General features: G+C 56.3%; 21 protein-coding genes. 8 read left to right on the top strand and 13 right to left on the bottom strand.

The features are described 5' to 3' along the window. Positions 1-5 precede the first annotated feature (5 nt). Genes gspK through ACMGGQ_RS05240 form a run of 10 tightly spaced genes read right to left on the bottom strand, consistent with a single transcriptional unit; the run spans position 6 to position 8629 of the window. A complete protein-coding gene (gspK, locus tag ACMGGQ_RS05285) occupies positions 6-1016 on the bottom strand; it encodes a type II secretion system minor pseudopilin GspK (protein WP_420289677.1) in 1011 nt (336 codons plus the stop codon). Further along, positions 1013-1669, bottom strand: a complete 657-nt coding sequence (gspJ, locus tag ACMGGQ_RS05280) for a type II secretion system minor pseudopilin GspJ (protein WP_420289676.1) — start codon at positions 1667-1669, stop codon at positions 1013-1015. The genes gspK and gspJ overlap by 4 nt, the downstream gene beginning before the upstream one ends. Beyond that, positions 1666-2049: a type II secretion system minor pseudopilin GspI gene (gene gspI / locus ACMGGQ_RS05275; protein WP_045908419.1), complete on the bottom strand. Its 384-nt coding sequence runs from the start codon at positions 2047-2049 to the stop codon at positions 1666-1668. The genes gspJ and gspI overlap by 4 nt, the downstream gene beginning before the upstream one ends. Continuing rightward, positions 2042-2527: a type II secretion system minor pseudopilin GspH gene (gene gspH, locus ACMGGQ_RS05270; RefSeq protein WP_126534828.1), complete on the bottom strand. Its 486-nt coding sequence runs from the start codon at positions 2525-2527 to the stop codon at positions 2042-2044. The genes gspI and gspH overlap by 8 nt, the downstream gene beginning before the upstream one ends. Next, positions 2527-2976, bottom strand: a complete 450-nt coding sequence (gene gspG / locus ACMGGQ_RS05265) for a type II secretion system major pseudopilin GspG (RefSeq protein WP_008500018.1) — start codon at positions 2974-2976, stop codon at positions 2527-2529. The genes gspH and gspG overlap by 1 nt, the downstream gene beginning before the upstream one ends. A gap of 3 nt (positions 2977-2979) precedes the next feature. Further along, positions 2980-4188: a type II secretion system inner membrane protein GspF gene (gspF, locus tag ACMGGQ_RS05260; protein WP_252073612.1), complete on the bottom strand. Its 1209-nt coding sequence runs from the start codon at positions 4186-4188 to the stop codon at positions 2980-2982. Further along, the gene (gene gspE / locus ACMGGQ_RS05255) at positions 4188-5666 is read right to left on the bottom strand and encodes a type II secretion system ATPase GspE (protein WP_048027124.1); all 1479 of its coding nucleotides are present in this window, start codon (positions 5664-5666) and stop codon (positions 4188-4190) included. The genes gspF and gspE overlap by 1 nt, the downstream gene beginning before the upstream one ends. Positions 5667-5681: 15 nt before the next feature. Further along, positions 5682-7604, bottom strand: coding sequence for a type II secretion system secretin GspD (gene gspD, locus ACMGGQ_RS05250; protein WP_045908423.1), 1923 nt, complete (start codon positions 7602-7604; stop codon positions 5682-5684). 13 nt (positions 7605-7617) lie between these two features. Continuing rightward, positions 7618-8349 carry a type II secretion system protein GspC gene (gene gspC, locus ACMGGQ_RS05245; RefSeq protein WP_420289675.1) on the bottom strand — a complete coding sequence of 244 codons (732 nt, stop codon included), beginning with the start codon at positions 8347-8349 and terminating at the stop codon, positions 7618-7620. Then, positions 8300-8629 carry a hypothetical protein gene (locus ACMGGQ_RS05240; RefSeq protein ID WP_139843655.1) on the bottom strand — a complete coding sequence of 110 codons (330 nt, stop codon included), beginning with the start codon at positions 8627-8629 and terminating at the stop codon, positions 8300-8302. The genes gspC and ACMGGQ_RS05240 overlap by 50 nt, the downstream gene beginning before the upstream one ends. A gap of 21 nt (positions 8630-8650) precedes the next feature. On the opposite strand from ACMGGQ_RS05240, the gene ACMGGQ_RS05235 reads away from it, so the two are divergent. Together ACMGGQ_RS05235 and ACMGGQ_RS05230 are read left to right on the top strand one after the other, a co-directional pair. Then, the gene (locus ACMGGQ_RS05235; RefSeq protein ID WP_420289674.1) at positions 8651-10216 is read left to right on the top strand and encodes a peptidoglycan-binding protein; all 1566 of its coding nucleotides are present in this window, start codon (positions 8651-8653) and stop codon (positions 10214-10216) included. After that, complete coding sequence (locus ACMGGQ_RS05230; protein WP_420289673.1) at positions 10216-10848, top strand: hypothetical protein; 633 nt, start codon at positions 10216-10218, stop codon at positions 10846-10848. Before ACMGGQ_RS05235 ends, ACMGGQ_RS05230 begins: the two co-directional genes overlap by 1 nt. On the opposite strand, the gene ACMGGQ_RS05225 is transcribed toward ACMGGQ_RS05230, so the two are convergent. The 3 genes from ACMGGQ_RS05225 to ACMGGQ_RS05215 form a co-directional block, all read right to left on the bottom strand. After that, positions 10849-11472 (bottom strand): helix-turn-helix domain-containing protein, encoded by a 624-nt coding sequence (locus ACMGGQ_RS05225; protein WP_045908427.1) that lies wholly within the window; start codon positions 11470-11472, stop codon positions 10849-10851. It abuts the gene before it with no gap. A gap of 273 nt (positions 11473-11745) precedes the next feature. Continuing rightward, positions 11746-12576 carry an N-acetylmuramoyl-L-alanine amidase gene (locus tag ACMGGQ_RS05220; protein ID WP_262801928.1) on the bottom strand — a complete coding sequence of 277 codons (831 nt, stop codon included), beginning with the start codon at positions 12574-12576 and terminating at the stop codon, positions 11746-11748. Next, complete coding sequence (locus ACMGGQ_RS05215; RefSeq protein ID WP_023310944.1) at positions 12573-12896, bottom strand: heavy metal-binding domain-containing protein; 324 nt, start codon at positions 12894-12896, stop codon at positions 12573-12575. The genes ACMGGQ_RS05220 and ACMGGQ_RS05215 overlap by 4 nt, the downstream gene beginning before the upstream one ends. A 97-nt stretch (positions 12897-12993) precedes the next feature. On the opposite strand from ACMGGQ_RS05215, the gene ACMGGQ_RS05210 reads away from it, so the two are divergent. The 6 genes from ACMGGQ_RS05210 to artJ all read left to right on the top strand — a co-directional run bounded on the left by ACMGGQ_RS05210 (position 12994) and on the right by artJ (position 17514). Further along, positions 12994-13512 carry a lipoprotein gene (locus ACMGGQ_RS05210; protein ID WP_167212378.1) on the top strand — a complete coding sequence of 173 codons (519 nt, stop codon included), beginning with the start codon at positions 12994-12996 and terminating at the stop codon, positions 13510-13512. Positions 13513-13738: 226 nt separating this feature from the next. After that, the gene (artP, locus tag ACMGGQ_RS05205; protein WP_008500030.1) at positions 13739-14467 is read left to right on the top strand and encodes an arginine ABC transporter ATP-binding protein ArtP; all 729 of its coding nucleotides are present in this window, start codon (positions 13739-13741) and stop codon (positions 14465-14467) included. A 19-nt stretch (positions 14468-14486) separates the two neighbouring features. Then, positions 14487-15218, top strand: a complete 732-nt coding sequence (gene artI / locus ACMGGQ_RS05200; RefSeq protein WP_008500032.1) for an arginine ABC transporter substrate-binding protein ArtI — start codon at positions 14487-14489, stop codon at positions 15216-15218. Between the two features lie 6 nt (positions 15219-15224). Continuing rightward, the gene (gene artQ, locus ACMGGQ_RS05195) at positions 15225-15941 is read left to right on the top strand and encodes an arginine ABC transporter permease ArtQ (RefSeq protein ID WP_023310941.1); all 717 of its coding nucleotides are present in this window, start codon (positions 15225-15227) and stop codon (positions 15939-15941) included. Next, positions 15941-16609: an arginine ABC transporter permease ArtM gene (gene artM / locus ACMGGQ_RS05190; protein WP_028012513.1), complete on the top strand. Its 669-nt coding sequence runs from the start codon at positions 15941-15943 to the stop codon at positions 16607-16609. Before artQ ends, artM begins: the two co-directional genes overlap by 1 nt. A gap of 173 nt (positions 16610-16782) precedes the next feature. Continuing rightward, on the top strand, positions 16783-17514 hold the full coding sequence (gene artJ / locus ACMGGQ_RS05185; protein WP_032673560.1) for an arginine ABC transporter substrate-binding protein ArtJ: 732 nt from the start codon (positions 16783-16785) through the stop codon (positions 17512-17514). Positions 17515-17551 lie beyond the last annotated feature (37 nt).

The raw sequence follows: 17551 nt of genomic DNA, 5'->3' as shown, positions 1-17551 counted from the left end.
TTTTCTTATTCAATCATTCGGTAACGACGTTGCCACGTCACAATTTCACCGGCTTCGTTATTCACCTGAAGCTGGCTCACCACGCGAAGCGTTAACTCATCGGTATTGCCGGTATAGTTGACGCGGAAATACCGGCTGTTGATGGAGAGAACCTCAGCCACCTGCGGGAGATCGTCCTTAAGCTGCGGGAAGGCCTGTTCCAGCGCTTTGCTGAAGACTTCCATGCTTTCCCAGCCGGTCTCCGGCCGCGACGCAATCAGACGAACGGCATCATCCGCGGTCAGTTTTCCCGGGAACAGGGCTGCCAGTAAGGGAGCCTGCTCCGGCGTCAGGGTATTGACATCCACCTTGCTGGCGGAGTCCGGCAGCGCGCATAACAGCTTGCTCACCTTCGGGTACGCCGCAGCAGGAAACGCCGGCAGCAGCTTTATCTCGGCAAGGGTGCGCATCATCTGATTCGCTGGCTGACGCGCCGGCACCACGCCAGCCCAGGCGTCCGTCTCCGCGCCCTCTTTCACCGTTGTGGTGTCGCCGTCGAGATAATCCACCAGTTGCTGATAGACCTCTTCCGCCGTCGTCTGGCTGACGCCGCCGTCCGTCAGGATCTGCTCGACAATCTTCTCTTTTCGCGGTTTTTCCGGCACGTCTGACGCAGTTTGATCCTGAGCCACTTTGTCTGCGGCCAGCAGGTTATTGACGTTGAAGCAGTCCTGCGCGTCCACGACCTGACTGACCACCGTATAGTCTTCGCCCTGCGTCTCCAGCGGCTGGTGCCAGTCGCCCTCCGGGTCGAGTGGTTTGCTCTCGCCGCTGGCGTCGCTCTGCAGGCGGTCTTTCACCACCTTTTCCTGCGCCTGCATTGCCCAGCGCAGCTGCTGCTGGCTCACCTGATAGTGGGTTTTCTGCAAATTACGGCAGAACTGCTGGCTGATTTTGGCCGCCAGGGCCGACATCATGACCAACAGGATCAGCACAACCAGCAGGGCAACGCCGCGTTGTTGATGTATCCGGCTCATGGCTTCACGTCCGGCGCAGGCGCACGTTGCGGGGCGGGCGTATTTTCCGCCGCCGGTGCCGCCGTTTCGGTGCCCGGCTGCGGTGCCGCCGCTTCCGGCATGTCTCCCGGCGTGGTAAACACCCAGCGCCAGGTCTCGCCATTTTCCATGGTCAGCGTGAGCTCCACGCCGTCTGGCAGATGGGCGGACTCACCCCAGCTTTTTTGCCAGCCCTTGCGATAAAACCGCCACTGCATCGATTTCACCTCGCTGACAATCGGCACTTCATCGGGTTTGACGTCTGCCGGGCTGTCAATGACCGGCCAGACGTCGCGATACAGGCGCCCCTCTTCCAGCAGCCAGCGCACGCGCTCCAGCTGGACCGTGCCGCTCACGCCGTTCAGCGTGGTGAATTCAACCGCATCGCCATCCTGCAAAAACAGATCCGGCTCGTTGCGCGGCGCCCGCGCCTGCAGCTGGAAAAAATCGCGCTCCATGAGGCTCCAGGCACGCTGAAGCTGGTTGAGCTTTGCCGCACTGGCATCCGTGGCTGAACTGGTGCGCATCGCGCCGTCCAGAATTTGCCAGGCCAGGGTGCTGATGACCGCGAAAATGGTCAGCGCAATCATGATCTCCAGCAGGGTAAAACCGCGCTGGCGTCGGATCGTCTTCACTTGCTCTCTTCTCCCGGCCCGATAATCTGAAGCGAAATGACCGGCTGGCTTTCATCACCTTCGGCGTAAACGCGGATGGCATTGGCCCAGCCGCTATTGGCGGTTTTCACCCGCTGCTTGTGCCAGTACCAACTGCGTCCCCCCATAATTTCCGTCCCCTGCTCCTCGGTATCGGGAAAATCGGCTTTAGCAAGCTGGGCTTCTGCCAGCTGATTTTCCGCAACCCAGCTGGCCTGCAGCGTTTCGGCCAGCCCGTGGGTGAAGCGTACGTTCAGGGAGACGGAATTCATCAGCGCCAGCGCGGCGGTGGAGAAAATGACCAGCGCCACCATCACCTCCAGGAGCGTCATCCCCTTTTGCTTAACCTTGCCTTTAGTCATCGTTTTCTACCGATACCGGGGCAGCGCCCTGCGACACCACACGGAAGTGATGCTGTTTGTCGTAACTTTGCAGCGTCAGCGTAAAACGGCCAATCTCGCCGTCCGGCAGAAAGAGGATCTGGGGATCGGCCTCGACGGTCGCCGCCAGACGCTGAGGCGAAAGCGATACGTGCATCTCTTCCGGGAAATTGCCCTTCGTGGTAATACGGCCTGCGGATAATGGCACCCAGCGACGTTCGCCGTTTTTATCGTCGAGCGTGACCAGCTGATAGTTATCGGTAGTGATGACCAGCCCGACAATATTTCCGTCCATTACCGCGCGGTCTGAACCATAATCAACGAGGGCTTTTAATTGCTGACCAAATATATCCGCACCGCTGCGTGAGGGTATTGTTGATACAACCATCATGGCGCAACTGGCAAATATCACCAGCGCCAGAATAATTTCCAGCAACGTAAAGCCGCGTTGACGTTTCATTATTTCTCTTTCTTATCCAGAGACCAGTTCGTAATATCGTCTGCGGTATTGGCTTCGCCATCAGGACCGGCAGAGAAGACGTCTACGGCGCCGTGTTCACCCGGGCTGACGAGCAGATAATCGTTGCCCCACGGGTCCTGCGGCAGGCGGCGAATATAGCCGTCGGCGCGGTAGCCGTTGGGAATAGGTGCGATCTCAGGTTTGGTCACCAGCGCCTGCAGGCCCTGCTCGGTGGTCGGGTAGCGGTGGTTATCGAGCTTATACATATCCAGCGAGCCTTCGAGCGCAACAATATCGCTGGTCGCCTTTTGCGCGTCCGCTTTTTCTTTATTACCCATTAAATTTGGCACCACCATACTCGCTAAAACGCCGAGAATAACGATCACCACCATTAATTCGAGCAGAGTGAACCCCGCCTGGCGAGCCAGACGTTTTGTTTTTATAGCCATGATTTAACCTACCATATTATTAAGTTGCAGAAGCGGCTGTAATATTGACAGCACGATGAATAAAACAATCGTCGCCATGGAGACCACCAGCGCCGGTTCAAATACCGACAGCGTTAACGTAATGCGATGCTGTAGCGCCGACTCCTGGTTTTCCGCCGCGCGGTCCATTAAGTTGCCTAATTCGCCGCTCTCTTCACCGGAGGCAATCATGTACAGCATGGTGGGCGGGAATAATTTCGCCTGCTCCAGCGCGGCATAGAGCGATGCCCCCTGGCGCACGGTATCCGCCGCCTGCTCCAGCACCTGCCGGGCGTAGAGATTTTCAATACCGTCCATCGCGATATACATCCCTTCGAGCAGCGGCACGCTGCTCGCCTGCAGGATGCTGAGCGTGCGGATATAGCGGGCGCTGTTGATGGCGCACACCAACTTTTTAATCGGCGAGCCGTTCACCAGCCAGCTGTGCCAGCGAAAGCGGTTTTTAGCGTTTCTGAGCCAGGTCTTAAAGCCGATAACCCCACCGGCCAGGATCCCGACAATATAGATGCCGTACGCCTGCAGGAAATCGCTCACCGCAATCAGCGTGCGGGTGGTGATCGGCAGCTGCTGCTTCATGTGGGTGAACTGTTCGATCACCTGCGGCACCACCGCCACCAGCAGAATGCTAATGACCGCGATGGCCACCACCGTCAGGGTGATCGGGTAGACCATCGCCTGCGTCAGTTTGCTCTTCATCTTCTGGCGCTGCTCGTTGTACTCCGCCAGCTTCTCCAGCACGTCGCCGAGGTGGCCGGTTTTTTCACCGGCCATCACCAGCGTGCAGTAAAGCTTGTCGAAGGTGCGCGGGAACTGGCTGAAGGCGTCGAACAGCGTATGCCCTTCCACCACCTTCTCGCGGATCTCCACCACCATCGCCGCCAGCTTTTTGTCCTCCGTTTGCTTCGAGATCGCCTTCAGCGCGCTCTCCAGCGGCAGTGCGGCGTTGACCAGCGTGGAGAGCTGACGGGTAAACATCGACAGCACCGGCGTGGAGAGCTTCGCCCCGGTTTTCGCTTTCCCGGACACCGCCGCCTCGCGCGTTTCGGAGATGCTGACGGGCATCAGCTTTTGCTCACGTAACGTCTGGCGAACCTGCTTTTGCCCTTCGGCCTGCAGCGTGCCGCGTCGGGTTTTGCCCGCCGCATCTGTTGCCGTCCATGCGTAGAGGGCCATTACTCATCCCCTCCACGCTCGGCGGTGACGCGCATTACCTCTTCCAGAGAGGTGACACCGCTGATCACCTTCAGCAGCCCGTTTTCGCGCAGGCTGTAGGCCTGCTTAAAGAGCTGCGTTTCGATGGACATTTCATCTTTATCTTCATGGATGGCGCGGCGCATGGCGGTGTCCACCACCAGGAATTCATGAATACCCGCACGTCCCTGATAGCCGCTCTGGCGGCAATGCTCGCAGCCCACCGCGCGATAGATCGCTTTCGGCGGCGTCTCCATGAAGCTGAACAGCGCTTTTTCATTGGCGTCCAGCGGACTGGTGGTGCGGCAGTGCGTGCACAGCCGACGCACCAGACGCTGGGCAATGACACCGAGCAACGATGAACCGATTAAAAACGACTCCAGCCCCATATCCCGCAGACGGGTGATGGCACCGGCGGCGCTGTTGGTGTGCAGCGTAGACATGACCAGGTGACCGGTGAGCGAGGCCTGCACCGCAATTTGCGCGGTTTCGCCGTCGCGAATCTCCCCGATCATCACCACGTCCGGGTCCTGACGCAGGATGGCGCGCAGCCCGCGGGCAAAGGTCATGTCCACGCGCGGGTTCACCTGGGTCTGCCCCACCCCTTCCAGCTCGTATTCGATCGGATCTTCGACGGTCAGGATATTGCGCTCATGACCGTTCAGCGCCGAGAGAATGGCGTACAGGGTGGTACTTTTCCCGGAGCCCGTGGGCCCGGTGACCAGGATGATGCCGTGCGGGCGGTCAATCAGCCCTTTTAACTTCTCCAGCTCTTCATCAATCAGGCCCAGCTTGTTGATGTCGGGCTTCAGATTGCTTTTATCGAGCAGGCGCATCACCACGCGCTCGCCGTACTGGGACGGAATAGTCGAGACGCGCACGTCGATCGCCTTGCGGCCAATGCGCAGGGAGATACGACCATCCTGCGGCAGACGTTTTTCGGCGATGTCGAGTTTTGACATGACCTTGATGCGCGACACCAGCAGCGGCGCGAGCTTGCGCGCAGGCTGGAGAACCGGGCGCAGGACGCCGTCAACGCGGAAGCGAATGCTCAGCGTGCGTTCGAACGTTTCAATGTGAATATCCGACGCGCCGTCCTTCACCGCCTCGCCGAGAATGGCGTTGATCAGGCGGATCACCGGCGAGTTTTCGTCGTTATCGAGCAGATCTTCGTTATCCGGGATCTCCTCGGTTAACGCCATCAGGTCGATATCCGCGTCCATATCGTCCACCAGCTGCTGGGAGACGCCGCTGCTCTGCTGCCAGATTTTGGCCAGCATCTCCTCAAAGGCCTCAGGGGCGAGGATCGTCGGCTCGAAGGGGCGTCCCAGTACCCGGCGCATCTCCAGCAGGGCAAACGCGGGAGCATCCTCGCGAATGTAGACGTCGTTGTTGTAAAACAGGACGCCGTTATCCTTTGCGTAACTGCTGCTGCAGAGCGTTTTACTCAGTTCATCCACGTTGCGCCCTCCGCCTTAGTTTTTAAACGGATTGCGCGACGTGCTGGCGCGGGTTGTGGCCGGCGCGGCGCTGGCCGACGGGAAGGCTGGCAGCACCGCGCTGTCGGACGGTTCAATAATACCGAGCTTCTTCTCCTCCACGCGCTGCTGCTGGCGGGCGCGGATCTGGTCATATTTCTCTTTCGACGCCGCGCTGAAGTTATCGTCGTCGCGCAGGACGGTGGTATGGATAAACACCATCAGATTGCGCTTCGAGGTATCCTGCGAGGTGTAGCGGAACAGCTGACCAACCAGCGGGATATCGCCGAGCAGGGGCACTTTGGAAACCGACTGCTTGGTGACGTTTTCCATCAGGCCGCCAAGCACCACCGTCTGGCCGCTGTGTACCATCACTTCGTTGTTGATGGTGCGGGTGTTGAAGGTTGGGCCAAGGCTGGCGTCCTCCGTCGCGCTGTTGTCGACGCTGGAGACTTCCTGCTCAATCTTCAGGTGGATCATGTCGCCATCGTTGATCTGCGGCACAATTTTCAGCTTGGTACCGACCGTCTTACGCTCAACGGAGTTAAAAACGTTGTCGCCACTGGTGGTCTGCGAGCCGGAGAGCACCGGCACATCCTGCCCGACGTTGAACGACGCTTCTTTGTTATCCAGCGTGACCACGCTTGGGGTGGAGAGAATGTCGTTCTTGCCGTCGGTGGAGAGCGCGGTCATCAGGGCACCGAAATCGCCGTTAAAGAAGCCGGTCGCCAGGCCAGTGAAGCTCGCCCCCTTCATGGTGCCGTTTTTAATCTGGCTGATAGGCAGACCGGTTGAGCCGAACTGTACGCCGCCGTGCTTGCTGGTCCACTGCACGCCGAGATCCAGGCCGTTACCGTCCTGCACTTCCGCGATGATGGCTTCCACCAGCACCTGTGGACGACGGATGTCGAGCTTGTCGATCACCTTCTCCAGAGAGTTCATCACGTTAGGCTGGGCGGTGATCACCAGCGAGTTGGTTGCCTCGTCGGCGGTAATGTTCAGATCGCTGGACGCAGGCGCGGCTTTCGACTTCGGCGCGCCCGCCTTATCCTTCAGCTGCTCGCCAATGCCGGTCAGGACCGGAACCACCTTGGTGGCGCTGGCATACTTGAGATAGAAGACGCGGGTATTCCCCTCGTTATTTTGCTCGCGATCCAGCTGATGGATCAGGGAGCGGGTACGCATGCGCGCGTCTTCCGAGCCGCTGATCACCAGGCTGTTGGTTTCGTCATCTGCCACCACTTTGGTGGCCAGCTGCGGCGCGTTCTGCCCCTTCTGCTCTTCATTGTTGAGGTTGTTCAACATGTCGGAGAGCTCTTTAGCGGACGCAAAGCGCAGCGGCACAATCTCGCGGCGCTGAATACCGTCTTTGTCCACGCGCTGAACCAGATCCACCAGGCGATTGACCACCGAGGCTTTACCGGTTAGCAGCAGCACGTTGGACGGCTCGAAGTGCACCACGTTCCCGATGCCGGTGGCATCGTTGAGCTGGCGCAGCAGCGGGGCCAGCTCGCGCACCGGCACGTTTTCCATGCGCACGACGCGGGTGATGATCTCATCACCTTTGCCCGGATTTTTACCGTCGGCCAGCGGCGCACCGGCGGTGCGGGCAATGCTTGAGCGCACCACCTTGACCATGCCGTTATCCATCGGGATCACCGACAGGCCGTACAGGTCCAGCACGCTCAGGAAGAACTGGTAATACTCATCTTCCGTCAGCACGTTATAGGTTCTGACCGACACCGTGCCCTGAACGGACGGATCGACCAGAATGGTTTTGTTCAGATTGCGGCCTACCGTATCAATAAACTCGCGGATATCGGTATTTTTAAAGCTGGCGCTAAAGTTAGCTGCGAGCAGCGAACTGGAATATAACGACAATGCGGTCAGCGCCACGCACGCCCAAGGAAATTTCTTCATGTCTGTACACTTGTTAATTGTTTAGAACATTGACCCGAATATTTTCAAGGTGAGCGTGACGTCTGACGACGACCTCCGCTTCTTTCATTTTCGACCAGTTGGCAATAATATTTTTTGCCTTTGCTGCATCGGTCATATCGACAGAATTGACTTTTACCGCCACATCGCCTTTTTCCAGCCCGGAATGGCTGTAGAAGGCAGAGGCATTCCTTGGATTAATGTTGTAGCCTTCCAGTTGGCCCTTTTCGATACGTGGTTTTAACACCAGATAATCATCCAGATGCACGCTTTCCGCACCTGCATCTTTCGTCGATTTGGTTACCGGACCGCTGTCTACGCCGCCCTTAAAATAATCAGGTTTATTTAACGCCAGTACCTGCGTAGCACCTTCGTAATTAACCACCACATTGTCTTTGTTAATTTCCTGAATAAAGGCATCGTTAAAACCGGTCAGCGCCTCGCCTTCGCGATAGCTCTTCTGTCCCCCCGGCGTTTTGATCACGGCGAAGGAGAGCCAGGCATCGTCGCTGCGGACGATCCCCTCAATTTCGGCGGCGAGCGGGGCTTTCGCGGCCGCAGGCAGGCTATCCTGACGCACGGCGGCGGTGAAAAGTGAAAAAGCCTTTTCTTCCTGACGTCTTTTTTGCGGTTTCGCCGCTGTGTTCGCCAGCTTATTCGTCACTTTTTTATAATCTTTAAAAATGACGTAGCCTTGCTGACCGCAAAAAATCAGCAATACAAACATAATACAGGGCGTTATCCACCGTGAAAGAAGTGAGAACCTCATTATTCATCTGGCCTTTAGCAAAGCGAAAATAAGCAGCGTCATGCTGCGCCAATATGTGGCATAAATAGTAATTAGCGGCCTGATAATCGACCACCTGCTTCGCCGTTAACTTTGATAAAGAAAAAGATTGACCGTCAAAAAGAGCGGTGTTAGAGGTAGCCAACAGGTTATTTTTACCCTGTCCGTAAATTGACCATGATGCAGCCTTGCCGTACTTTTCCGGACCATTGCTATTCATGTCCAGAGACGGTAAGTCGCTATGTATCAGAGTCATTTTAAATTTAATCACCCGCCTTTTCGAAAAATCACCCGCGCCTCGGGCGATTTCTTCGTGCCGTATCATCAGGATATTTTCAACCTGCTGAAAGAGAAAACCCAACAGGCGGGGATTATTGGGCTCTTTGCTGACGATGCCCCGCTGCTGGGCCAGTTCAGCGACGCCCTGAAATCCACTTCCCCTGCCGTTATTGCTATCAATGCGTTTCCAAAACTGAGTGCCAGTAGCCTGCTGTATAAGCTCAACCCGGGAACGAAAGAGAGCAAAAACCAGCTTCAGGCGGTGGATACCATCCTGCACCAGTGGCAGGGAGGGAAAAGCAGGACGAAAGTGCTGGTGATTAGCCATACCGATGCCATGAAAGAAACCTGTCGGGAGGTGCTGGCTCTGCTGCTGACGCGTGCGCAGGAGCTGGAGTTTCGCCTGTCCGTCGTGCTGATGGGGCCAGCGGATCGGGATGCCGCGCTGATGCAGCAGCCTGAACTGCGTGAATATGCGCATACCTGTCACACCCTGCGTCCCCTTACCTGCCGGGAGTTTCTCAGCTACGTTCAGGCGCAGTGTGAAGCGCACGGGGGTGAGCACGCGCCGTTAACCCCGGCGCGGGTGCGTAAAATGCATGCCCTGACTAAAGGGAATATCAGCAAGCTGAACGAGCTGGCGCACCTGTCGATGCTCGCCGCCTGGACCGAACGTGCAGCCCAGGTCAGCCCGCGTCATTTGCGCCTGGCGGCAGGTGAGATCCTGCCCGCGAAAAAACACGGTAAGCGCCTGGCTACCGTGGGCTTATTCGCCTCCGTGCTGTTCGCCGCCTGCGGCTGGTATTTGACCTCTTCGATCGGTGCAAGACTTCCGATTCAACTGCCGGTGCCTGCCAGCTGGAAACAGCAGACGCCAAAATTCCAGGCGCCGGTGGTGCCGGTTATCGATAACGAGGTGGTTAACCAGCCGGATGCGATGCATCAGCTCTATCTGATGTGGGGGTATGACGCCTCGGCGGAGGATGCCCTGTGCCAGAACGCCGCGAAGGTGAACCTGATGTGTAAGCAGGGGAATGCTTCCCCGGATGCGCTGGCACAGGAAGGGTATCCGTGGGTGAGTGAACTGAAAACCGGCAACCACCTTAACTATGCCGTGGTCGCCCGCGTCGGGGATAACTCGCTTGACCTGCTGATGAACAACCGTACCTGGCAGGTAAGCCGTCACTGGTTTAACCAGCATGCCACCGGCAACTATATCCAGCTCCACCGCCTGACGCCGGAAGGCAAAGACGCCATCAGCGCCGCCAGCGACGGTAAAGAGCTGGCCTGGCTTGATCAGCAGCTGAGCCAGGCCCTTGCCGAACCGGTAACCCACGCGCAAACCTGGACGGCGGAGATGATGAAACGCACCCGCGAGTTCCAGCAAAAAATGCATCTGCGCGTCGACGGCATTCCCGGGGAAGATACGCTGATGCAGTTAATGCGTGACACCAACACCACGCCGAGCGTACTGCTTCAGACCACCCACGCCACGCCGGACGCGAAAACGCAGGAGAAGCATTCCTAATGTCTACCATCTGTCTTGCGGCTCAGCGCAGCTACGTTTCCGGGGAAGCGGTCTGGTTTTCGTACCGCATGCCCAGCCTGAGAAAGATCGTTTCTAACGCCTTGTTAGGAATAGTAAGCCTCTGCGTCATGCTAATGGCGGGGCTGTACGCCCACGTTTACTGGCAACTGCGCCACCCTGCGCCGGAGCCGGTAAAAAAAGTGCACGTGGCGAAGCCTGAAACGCAGCTTTCCGACATGCACTACGTGTATGTGAGTAAGCCGTTCCCGCATCCGCACCCGAAACCCGCGCCGGTGCAGGCCGACGTCCCTGCCATGCAGGATCTGCCGATTAACAGCGACGACGCCGACTGGCAGCAGGCGCCGGACGGCACGGTGCCGCATGATACCTCGCGGGATACCCTCCCCGGCACGCAAGCGCACGACGATGCAGCCCCCGCCCGCACGGACGGTGATGAAGGTTCATTAACCGAGCTGTTTAAGCAGGCGTTAAAAGAACAGGAGCAGGATTATTCGCAAGGAAAAATACCCGCGCCGCCGGTTGACGAAACGCAGGATAATGCTCAGGCCAGCACATTACATAAAGAAAATTCCCGGTCTCCGTTAAGTGAAAAAGGAGACCGGCTGGAATAGTTAATATTTTTCAGGCAGGTTGGTGATGTTAAGGAGTCGACCCTTTTCCACCACAATATATTGACCTTTTTTCAGGTCGGAGAGAATTTTGATAATGGTGCTGCGTGCCAGGTTGGTGTATTCCTGAATATAATCATAAACGTTGATATCGCGTTGATGATGGACAATCAGTTCATTAATCTCCAGCAAAAACTCGCGCACAACAGAATAGGCGCTGCGGGCGACCAGCACGTCATCACGCTTGCTCAGCATGCAGATATACCAGGCCAGCACTTTGGTAAGCTCAGGCCATAAGCCTTTCTCCGTCATAAGCTGAGAAAAGGCGTCTTTTGGAATCGAACGCACCACGGTATTCGAGCGGACCAGGCCATACATATGGGATGAATGATAAAAAATGGAAGAGAGTCCAAACACGCACTGCCCCTGCAGGGTGAACATGCAGAGCTCGTCGGATTCGCGGCGAAATTCCACTTCACCGCTGACGATAACATGAATAAATTCATTGTCGACAGTGGTAATTTTTTGCCATTTCTTTAACGTTTTTTCTTCATATCCTTCTGTTGCGGAAATAATGTTTTCCATTTCATGATGCGGACGCAATTTTCTGCCGTAAATGCTTAACATTGTTATACCCGAATTAAGATGTTAATTTTAGATAAAAAGGGGCCACGGTGGAACCACCGAACTATTCGTATAATCCTGATAAAAACTTCTGGAAGAAGTGAAATAAGAGCAATAAGCAGGTGTTATTTTTTGTTATTACTTAGCAAGCTATACGTCTATCTTAAATGAGGGTATTTTTAAGTCAATTAACTAAAAATGAATTGAGAATGTACTTAAGATTAATCTCATAGAAAATAAGGTAATATGACCTGGTCAGGGGGCAGTCCTGAAGGACTACCCCTGCCCGTATTTCTCTAAAAGCGCCTCGGCGATGGCCAGGGTTTCTACGTCAGCCACGCCGTTCCACAGCGCGGGGCGGAAGTGCATCTGAAACGCGCAGATCACCCTCTTCTGCTGCTGTTCCGTGGCGTTGTCCGGCACCTCGTAGCCATAGCGCTTCAGCACATCGAGCAGCGCCCCTCGTTCGACCTCCTGATAGCGCGGCCGTCCATTGATATAGAACGCCACGCGGGCAGGATCGGGCCAGGCACCTATCCCCTGCTGAGCCAGTTGCTGCCATGGAAACAGCGGACCGGGATCGTCTTTACGCTGCGGGGCGATATCCGAATGGGCCACCACATTTTCAGGTCTGATGTTGTAGCGGGTAATAATGTCTTTGGCGAGCGGCACCAGCGCCGCAATCTGCGCAGGCGCAAACGGAGTAAACGTTTTCACGCCGTCGCGCATTTGCCAGCCGCGGTTCTCGAGCTCAATGCCGACAGAGGTATCGTTGATGCGGTTTGTACCGCGCCAGAAGCTGATGCCCGCATGCCAGGCCAGCTCGCTCTCGGGCACCAGCTGCCAGATGCGCGGCTTGCCGTCCGGCGCCGGGGGGCTGGCAGGGATCAAATAGTGAGAGCTGACGTTTTTATCCGTCAGCGTGGCCAGCGAGCTGTCAAAATCATCCGCGGTGTAGTGGATCACCAGCACCTTGATGCGCGGGTAAGCCGCCTGCGCCTGATGACGCGTATCCAGCTCGTAGGCGCCTTTATCAACAATCCCCTTTTCCGTGACGCATCCTGCCAGCAGCAGCGCCAGCAGGAGCGCGGCAAACGAACGCGTCATCGCAGGGTTTTCACCGCCGTACCGCTTACGCTCACCATCAGCATGCTGGCATCTTTACCGACCGTTTCGTAGTCGATGTCAATCCCCACGACCGCATCCGCGCCGAGGGCTTCCGCCTGCTCGCCGAGCTCTTTGAAGGCGATTTCGCGGGCTTTGCGCAGCTCTTTTTCGTAGGCACCCGAGCGGCCACCCACGATATCGCGGATACCGGCAAAAAAGTCACGGAAGATATTGGCGCCGAGAATCGCTTCGCCGGTGACCACGCCGCAGTACTCGGTAATTGTCTGCCCTTCCAGGGTTGGCGTTGTTGAAAACTGCATGGTTTCTCTCCTTCTTTAGCGTTCAATGCCTTAGGCACAGCATTATCGGTTCGTTACGCTATGATTGAAAGGATAGTTAATAAATAAGGAAATCAACATGCGCTATTCAGCTTTAACACTTTTGGTGCCCTGCGCGCTGGTGCTCAGCGCCTGTACCACCACGGTCACGCCTGCCTTTAAGGATATTGGTACCCGCAGCGGCCCCTGCATTGAGGGCGGCCCGGACACCGTGGCGCAGCAGTTCTATGATTATCGCCTCCAACACCGCAGCAACGATCTCACCGGCCTGCGCCCGTATCTGAGCGATGGCCTGGCAAAACTGCTTAATGATGCCACCCGCGATCCGCAGCATAACGCGCTGCTGAAATCCGATCCGTTCTCCAGCCGCACCACGCTACCGGACAGCGCCGAAGTGGCCAGCGCGTCAACCATCCCGAACACGGATGCCCGTAATATTCCACTGCGCGTGAAGCTGACGCAGGGCACCCAAACCTGGCAGGACGAAGTGCTGATGATCCGTGAAGGACAGTGCTGGGCGGTGGACGACGTACGCTACGTGGGCGGCAGCGTTCATGCCCCGGCAGGCACGCTTCGCCAGTCGATTGAGAACCGCTGATTCATCAATGATAAAAATGTTACCCCCGTAAAATGTCCGGCATTTCTTGCGGAATGCCGACATTTATACTCGCCGACCTTGCCGTTCGCTATTTTGTGCTATGTTTAAGAGGAAATACGGGTTATATTTAACTTTTAACGCAGAAATATTGCATAACTATTCTGTCAACGGTACTATCTGCGGCCTCAATTGCTATAGATTGCCTGGATGAGTAAAGACTGCCCCGATGAGTATTAAACTAAACGGCATTAACTGCTTCTACGGCGCACACCAGGCGCTGTTTGACATCACGCTAAACTGCCCGGAAGGCGAAACGCTGGTTTTGCTTGGCCCAAGCGGTGCAGGTAAAAGCTCCCTTCTGCGTGTTCTTAATCTGCTTGAGATGCCCCGTTCAGGTACGCTCGCGATTGCCGGTAACCATTTTGATTTCGCTAAGACGCCGTCTGATAAGGCGATTCGCGAACTGCGTCAAAACGTCGGCATGGTCTTCCAGCAATACAATCTCTGGCCGCACCTGACCGTGCTGCAGAACCTGATTGAAGCCCCGTGCCGCGTGCTGGGGTTAAGCAAGGATCAGGCGATTGCGCGTGCCGAAAAGCTGCTGGAGCGTCTGCGCCTTAAGCCCTACAGCGACCGCTACCCGCTGCACCTGTCCGGTGGTCAGCAGCAGCGCGTGGCCATTGCCCGTGCGCTGATGATGGAACCCGCGGTGCTGCTGTTTGATGAACCGACGGCGGCGCTGGATCCGGAAATCACCGCCCAGATCGTGAGCATCATTCGCGAGCTGGCGGAAACCAATATTACGCAGGTTATCGTCACCCACGAAGTGGAAGTGGCGCGCAAAACCGCCAGCCGTGTGGTCTACATGGAAAATGGGTATATCGTTGAGCAAGGTGATGCGAGCTGCTTCGCTAACCCGCAAACCGATGCCTTCAAAAACTATTTATCTCATTGATTGTGTCAGGGGAAATATAATGAAAAAAGTATTACTTGCCGTGCTGCTTGCTGGCGTTACCCTTTCTGCTACCGCAGCCCAGACCATTCGTTTCGCGACGGAAGCCTCTTACCCTCCGTTTGAGTCCATTGATGCGAACAACAAAATTGTGGGCTTCGACGTGGACCTGGCTAACGCCCTGTGTAAAGAGATCGATGCAACCTGTACCTTCAGCAACCAGGCGTTCGACAGCCTGATCCCAAGCCTGAAGTTCCGCCGTATCGACGCCGTGATGGCCGGTATGGACATCACCCCCGAGCGTGAAAAGCAGGTGCTGTTCACCACCCCTTACTACGACAACTCCGCCCTGTTCATTGGTCAGAAAGGTAAATTCACCTCTGTCGATCAGCTGAAAGGCAAAAAAGTGGGCGTGCAGAACGGCACCACGCACCAGAAATTCATCATGGATAAGCATCCGGAAATCACCACCGTTCCGTATGACAGCTACCAGAACGCGAAGCTGGATCTGCAAAATGGCCGTATCGACGGCGTATTTGGTGATACCGCGGTGGTGACCGAGTGGCTCAAAGCCAACGACAAGCTGGCGCCAGTGGGCGACAAAGTGACCGATAAGGATTACTTCGGTACCGGTCTGGGGATTGCCGTTCGTCAGGGCAACACTGAGCTGCAGCAGAAATTCAACGCTGCGCTGGAAAAAGTGAAGAAAGACGGCACCTACGAAACCATCTACAAAAAATGGTTCCAGAAGTAATTCCTGATGAATGAAATTTTTCCTTTAGCAAGCGCCGCCGGGATGACCGTCGGCCTTGCCGTTTGCGCACTGATTATCGGCCTCGTGCTGGCGATGTTCTTTGCGGTGTGGGAATCCGCGAAATGGTTCCCCGTCGCCTGGACAGGCTCCGCGCTGGTCACCGTGCTGCGTGGGCTACCGGAAATCCTGGTGGTCCTGTTTATCTATTTCGGCTCCTCACAGTTGCTGCTGACGCTGTCTGACGGCTTCACGATCAATCTCGGCTTTGCGCAGATCCCGGTGCAGATGCAGATCGAAAACTTCGACGTCAGCCCGTTCCTGTGCGGCGTGATTGCCCTCTCCCTGCTCTACTCCGCGTACGCGTCGCAAACCCTGCGCGGTGCGCTGAAAGCCGTGCCGCAGGGTCAGTGGGAGTCGGGTCAGGCATTAGGCCTGTCGAAATCCGCCATCTTTTTCCGTCTGGTAATGCCGCAGATGTGGCGCCATGCCCTGCCGGGGCTCGGCAACCAGTGGCTGGTGCTGCTGAAAGATACCGCGCTGGTGAGCCTGATAAGCGTTAACGATCTGATGCTGCAAACCAAAAGCATCGCCACCCGTACCCAGGAGCCGTTTACCTGGTACATTGTGGCGGCGGCGATCTACCTGGTGATCACGTTGCTCAGTCAGTACATCCTCAAGCGTATTGACCTGCGAGCGACGCGCTTTGAACGGAGACCAGGCTGATGCTTGAATACTTTCCCGAGTTGATGAAAGGGCTGCACACCAGCCTGACGCTGACCGTGGCGTCCATTATCGTGGCGCTGATCCTGGCGCTCATCTTCACCATCATCCTGACGCTGAAAACGCCGGTTCTGGTGTGGATTGTGCGCGGGTACATCACCCTGTTTACCGGTACGCCGCTGCTGGTGCAGATCTTCCTGATTTACTACGGCCCGGGCCAGTTCCCGTCGCTGCAGGCGTATCCGGTTATCTGGCATCTGCTCTCTGAGCCGTGGCTGTGTGCCCTGATTGCCCTTTCGCTGAACAGCGCGGCCTATACCACCCAACTGTTCTATGGGGCGATCCGCGCCATCCCGGAAGGCCAGTGGCAGTCCTGCGGGGCGCTGGGCATGAGCAAGAAAGACACGCTGGCAATCCTGCTGCCGTACGCCTTTAAGCGCGCCCTCTCCTCCTATTCCAACGAAGTGGTGCTGGTGTTCAAAAGTACCTCGCTGGCCTACACCATCACCCTGATGGAAGTGATGGGTCACGGACAGCTGCTGTATGGACGCACCTATGACGTGATGGTGTTCGGCGCAGCGGGCGTGGTGTATCTGGTGGTGAACGGTCTGCTGACGCTGATGATGCGCCTGATTGAGCGTAAAGCGCTGGCGTTTGAGCGCAGAAATTAACCACGCGAATGCATAAAACGGTATTCATAAAGCGGGTAACCTGATGGGTTATCCGCTTTTTTTTGCGATAAAAATAATACTTAATCATTTTTATTGCATATAAATTCATTAACTGGCATTGTACATCCAGGCCGCAGACACGGCGCATCAATAAGACAGACGGGAGCATTACAATGAAAAAGTTAGTTCTGGCCGCATTACTCGCCACCTTCGCCGCTGGCGCATCCGCTGCGGATAAAATCAGTTTCGGCGTGTCCGCCACCTATCCGCCGTTTGAGTCGCTGGATGCCAGCAACCAGATCGTCGGTTTCGATATCGATCTGGCGAAAGCGCTGTGCAAACAGATGCAGGCCGACTGCACCTTTACTAACCATGCTTTTGACAGCCTGATCCCGTCGCTGAAGTTCAAAAAATACGACGCGGTGATCTCCGGGATGGACATCACGCCTGAGCGCAGCAAGCAGGTGGCGTTCACCGACCCGTACTACGCCAACTCGGCGGTGGTGATTGCGAAGAAAGGCGCGTATACCTCTTTCGATCAGCTGAAAGGCAAACGCATCGGGATGGAAAACGGCACCACGCACCAGAAATACCTGCAGGACAAACATCCTGAAGTGAAAACCGTGGCCTATGACAGCTACCAGAACGCGATTATCGACCTGAAAAATGGCCGTATCGACGGCGTCTTCGGCGACACCGCCGTGGTGAACGAGTGGCTCAAAACCAACCCGCAACTGGGCACGGCTACCGAGAAAGTGACCGATCCACAGTACTTCGGCACGGGCCTCGGCATCGCGGTACGTCCGGATAACAAAGCGCTTCTGGAAAAACTGAACGGCGCGCTGAAAGCGATTAAAGCGGACGGTACGTACCAGAAAATCAGCGAGCAGTGGTTCCCGCAGTAATGTCTTTTGCCGGGTGACGGCTTCGCCTTACCCGGCC

Source organism: Enterobacter sp. BNK-13 (genome assembly GCF_048685015.1).
Taxonomy (GTDB): Bacteria; Pseudomonadota; Gammaproteobacteria; order Enterobacterales; family Enterobacteriaceae; genus Enterobacter; species Enterobacter quasiroggenkampii.
The sequence above is the reverse complement of the archived record's forward strand: the minus strand, read 5'-3'. Positions and strand labels throughout refer to the sequence as shown.

Excerpts from the sequence above, each read along its gene's own strand:
- gspK (WP_420289677.1), bottom strand. The coding sequence starts at position 1,016 with ATGAGCCGGATACATCAACAACGCGGCGTTGCCCTGCTGGTTGTGCTG.
- gspI (WP_045908419.1), bottom strand. The coding sequence starts at position 2,049 with ATGACTAAAGGCAAGGTTAAGCAAAAGGGGATGACGCTCCTGGAGGTG.
- gspH (WP_126534828.1), bottom strand. The coding sequence starts at position 2,527 with ATGAAACGTCAACGCGGCTTTACGTTGCTGGAAATTATTCTGGCGCTG.
- gspG (WP_008500018.1), bottom strand. The coding sequence starts at position 2,976 with ATGGCTATAAAAACAAAACGTCTGGCTCGCCAGGCGGGGTTCACTCTG.
- gspF (WP_252073612.1), bottom strand. The coding sequence starts at position 4,188 with ATGGCCCTCTACGCATGGACGGCAACAGATGCGGCGGGCAAAACCCGA.
- gspD (WP_045908423.1), bottom strand. The coding sequence starts at position 7,604 with ATGAAGAAATTTCCTTGGGCGTGCGTGGCGCTGACCGCATTGTCGTTA.
- gspC (WP_420289675.1), bottom strand. The coding sequence starts at position 8,349 with ATGTTTGTATTGCTGATTTTTTGCGGTCAGCAAGGCTACGTCATTTTT.
- ACMGGQ_RS05240 (WP_139843655.1), bottom strand. The coding sequence starts at position 8,629 with ATGAATAGCAATGGTCCGGAAAAGTACGGCAAGGCTGCATCATGGTCA.
- ACMGGQ_RS05235 (WP_420289674.1), top strand. The coding sequence starts at position 8,651 with ATGTATCAGAGTCATTTTAAATTTAATCACCCGCCTTTTCGAAAAATC.
- ACMGGQ_RS05230 (WP_420289673.1), top strand. The coding sequence starts at position 10,216 with ATGTCTACCATCTGTCTTGCGGCTCAGCGCAGCTACGTTTCCGGGGAA.
- ACMGGQ_RS05225 (WP_045908427.1), bottom strand. The coding sequence starts at position 11,472 with ATGTTAAGCATTTACGGCAGAAAATTGCGTCCGCATCATGAAATGGAA.
- ACMGGQ_RS05220 (WP_262801928.1), bottom strand. The coding sequence starts at position 12,576 with ATGACGCGTTCGTTTGCCGCGCTCCTGCTGGCGCTGCTGCTGGCAGGA.
- ACMGGQ_RS05215 (WP_023310944.1), bottom strand. The coding sequence starts at position 12,896 with ATGCAGTTTTCAACAACGCCAACCCTGGAAGGGCAGACAATTACCGAG.
- ACMGGQ_RS05210 (WP_167212378.1), top strand. The coding sequence starts at position 12,994 with ATGCGCTATTCAGCTTTAACACTTTTGGTGCCCTGCGCGCTGGTGCTC.
- artP (WP_008500030.1), top strand. The coding sequence starts at position 13,739 with ATGAGTATTAAACTAAACGGCATTAACTGCTTCTACGGCGCACACCAG.
- artI (WP_008500032.1), top strand. The coding sequence starts at position 14,487 with ATGAAAAAAGTATTACTTGCCGTGCTGCTTGCTGGCGTTACCCTTTCT.
- artQ (WP_023310941.1), top strand. The coding sequence starts at position 15,225 with ATGAATGAAATTTTTCCTTTAGCAAGCGCCGCCGGGATGACCGTCGGC.
- artM (WP_028012513.1), top strand. The coding sequence starts at position 15,941 with ATGCTTGAATACTTTCCCGAGTTGATGAAAGGGCTGCACACCAGCCTG.
- artJ (WP_032673560.1), top strand. The coding sequence starts at position 16,783 with ATGAAAAAGTTAGTTCTGGCCGCATTACTCGCCACCTTCGCCGCTGGC.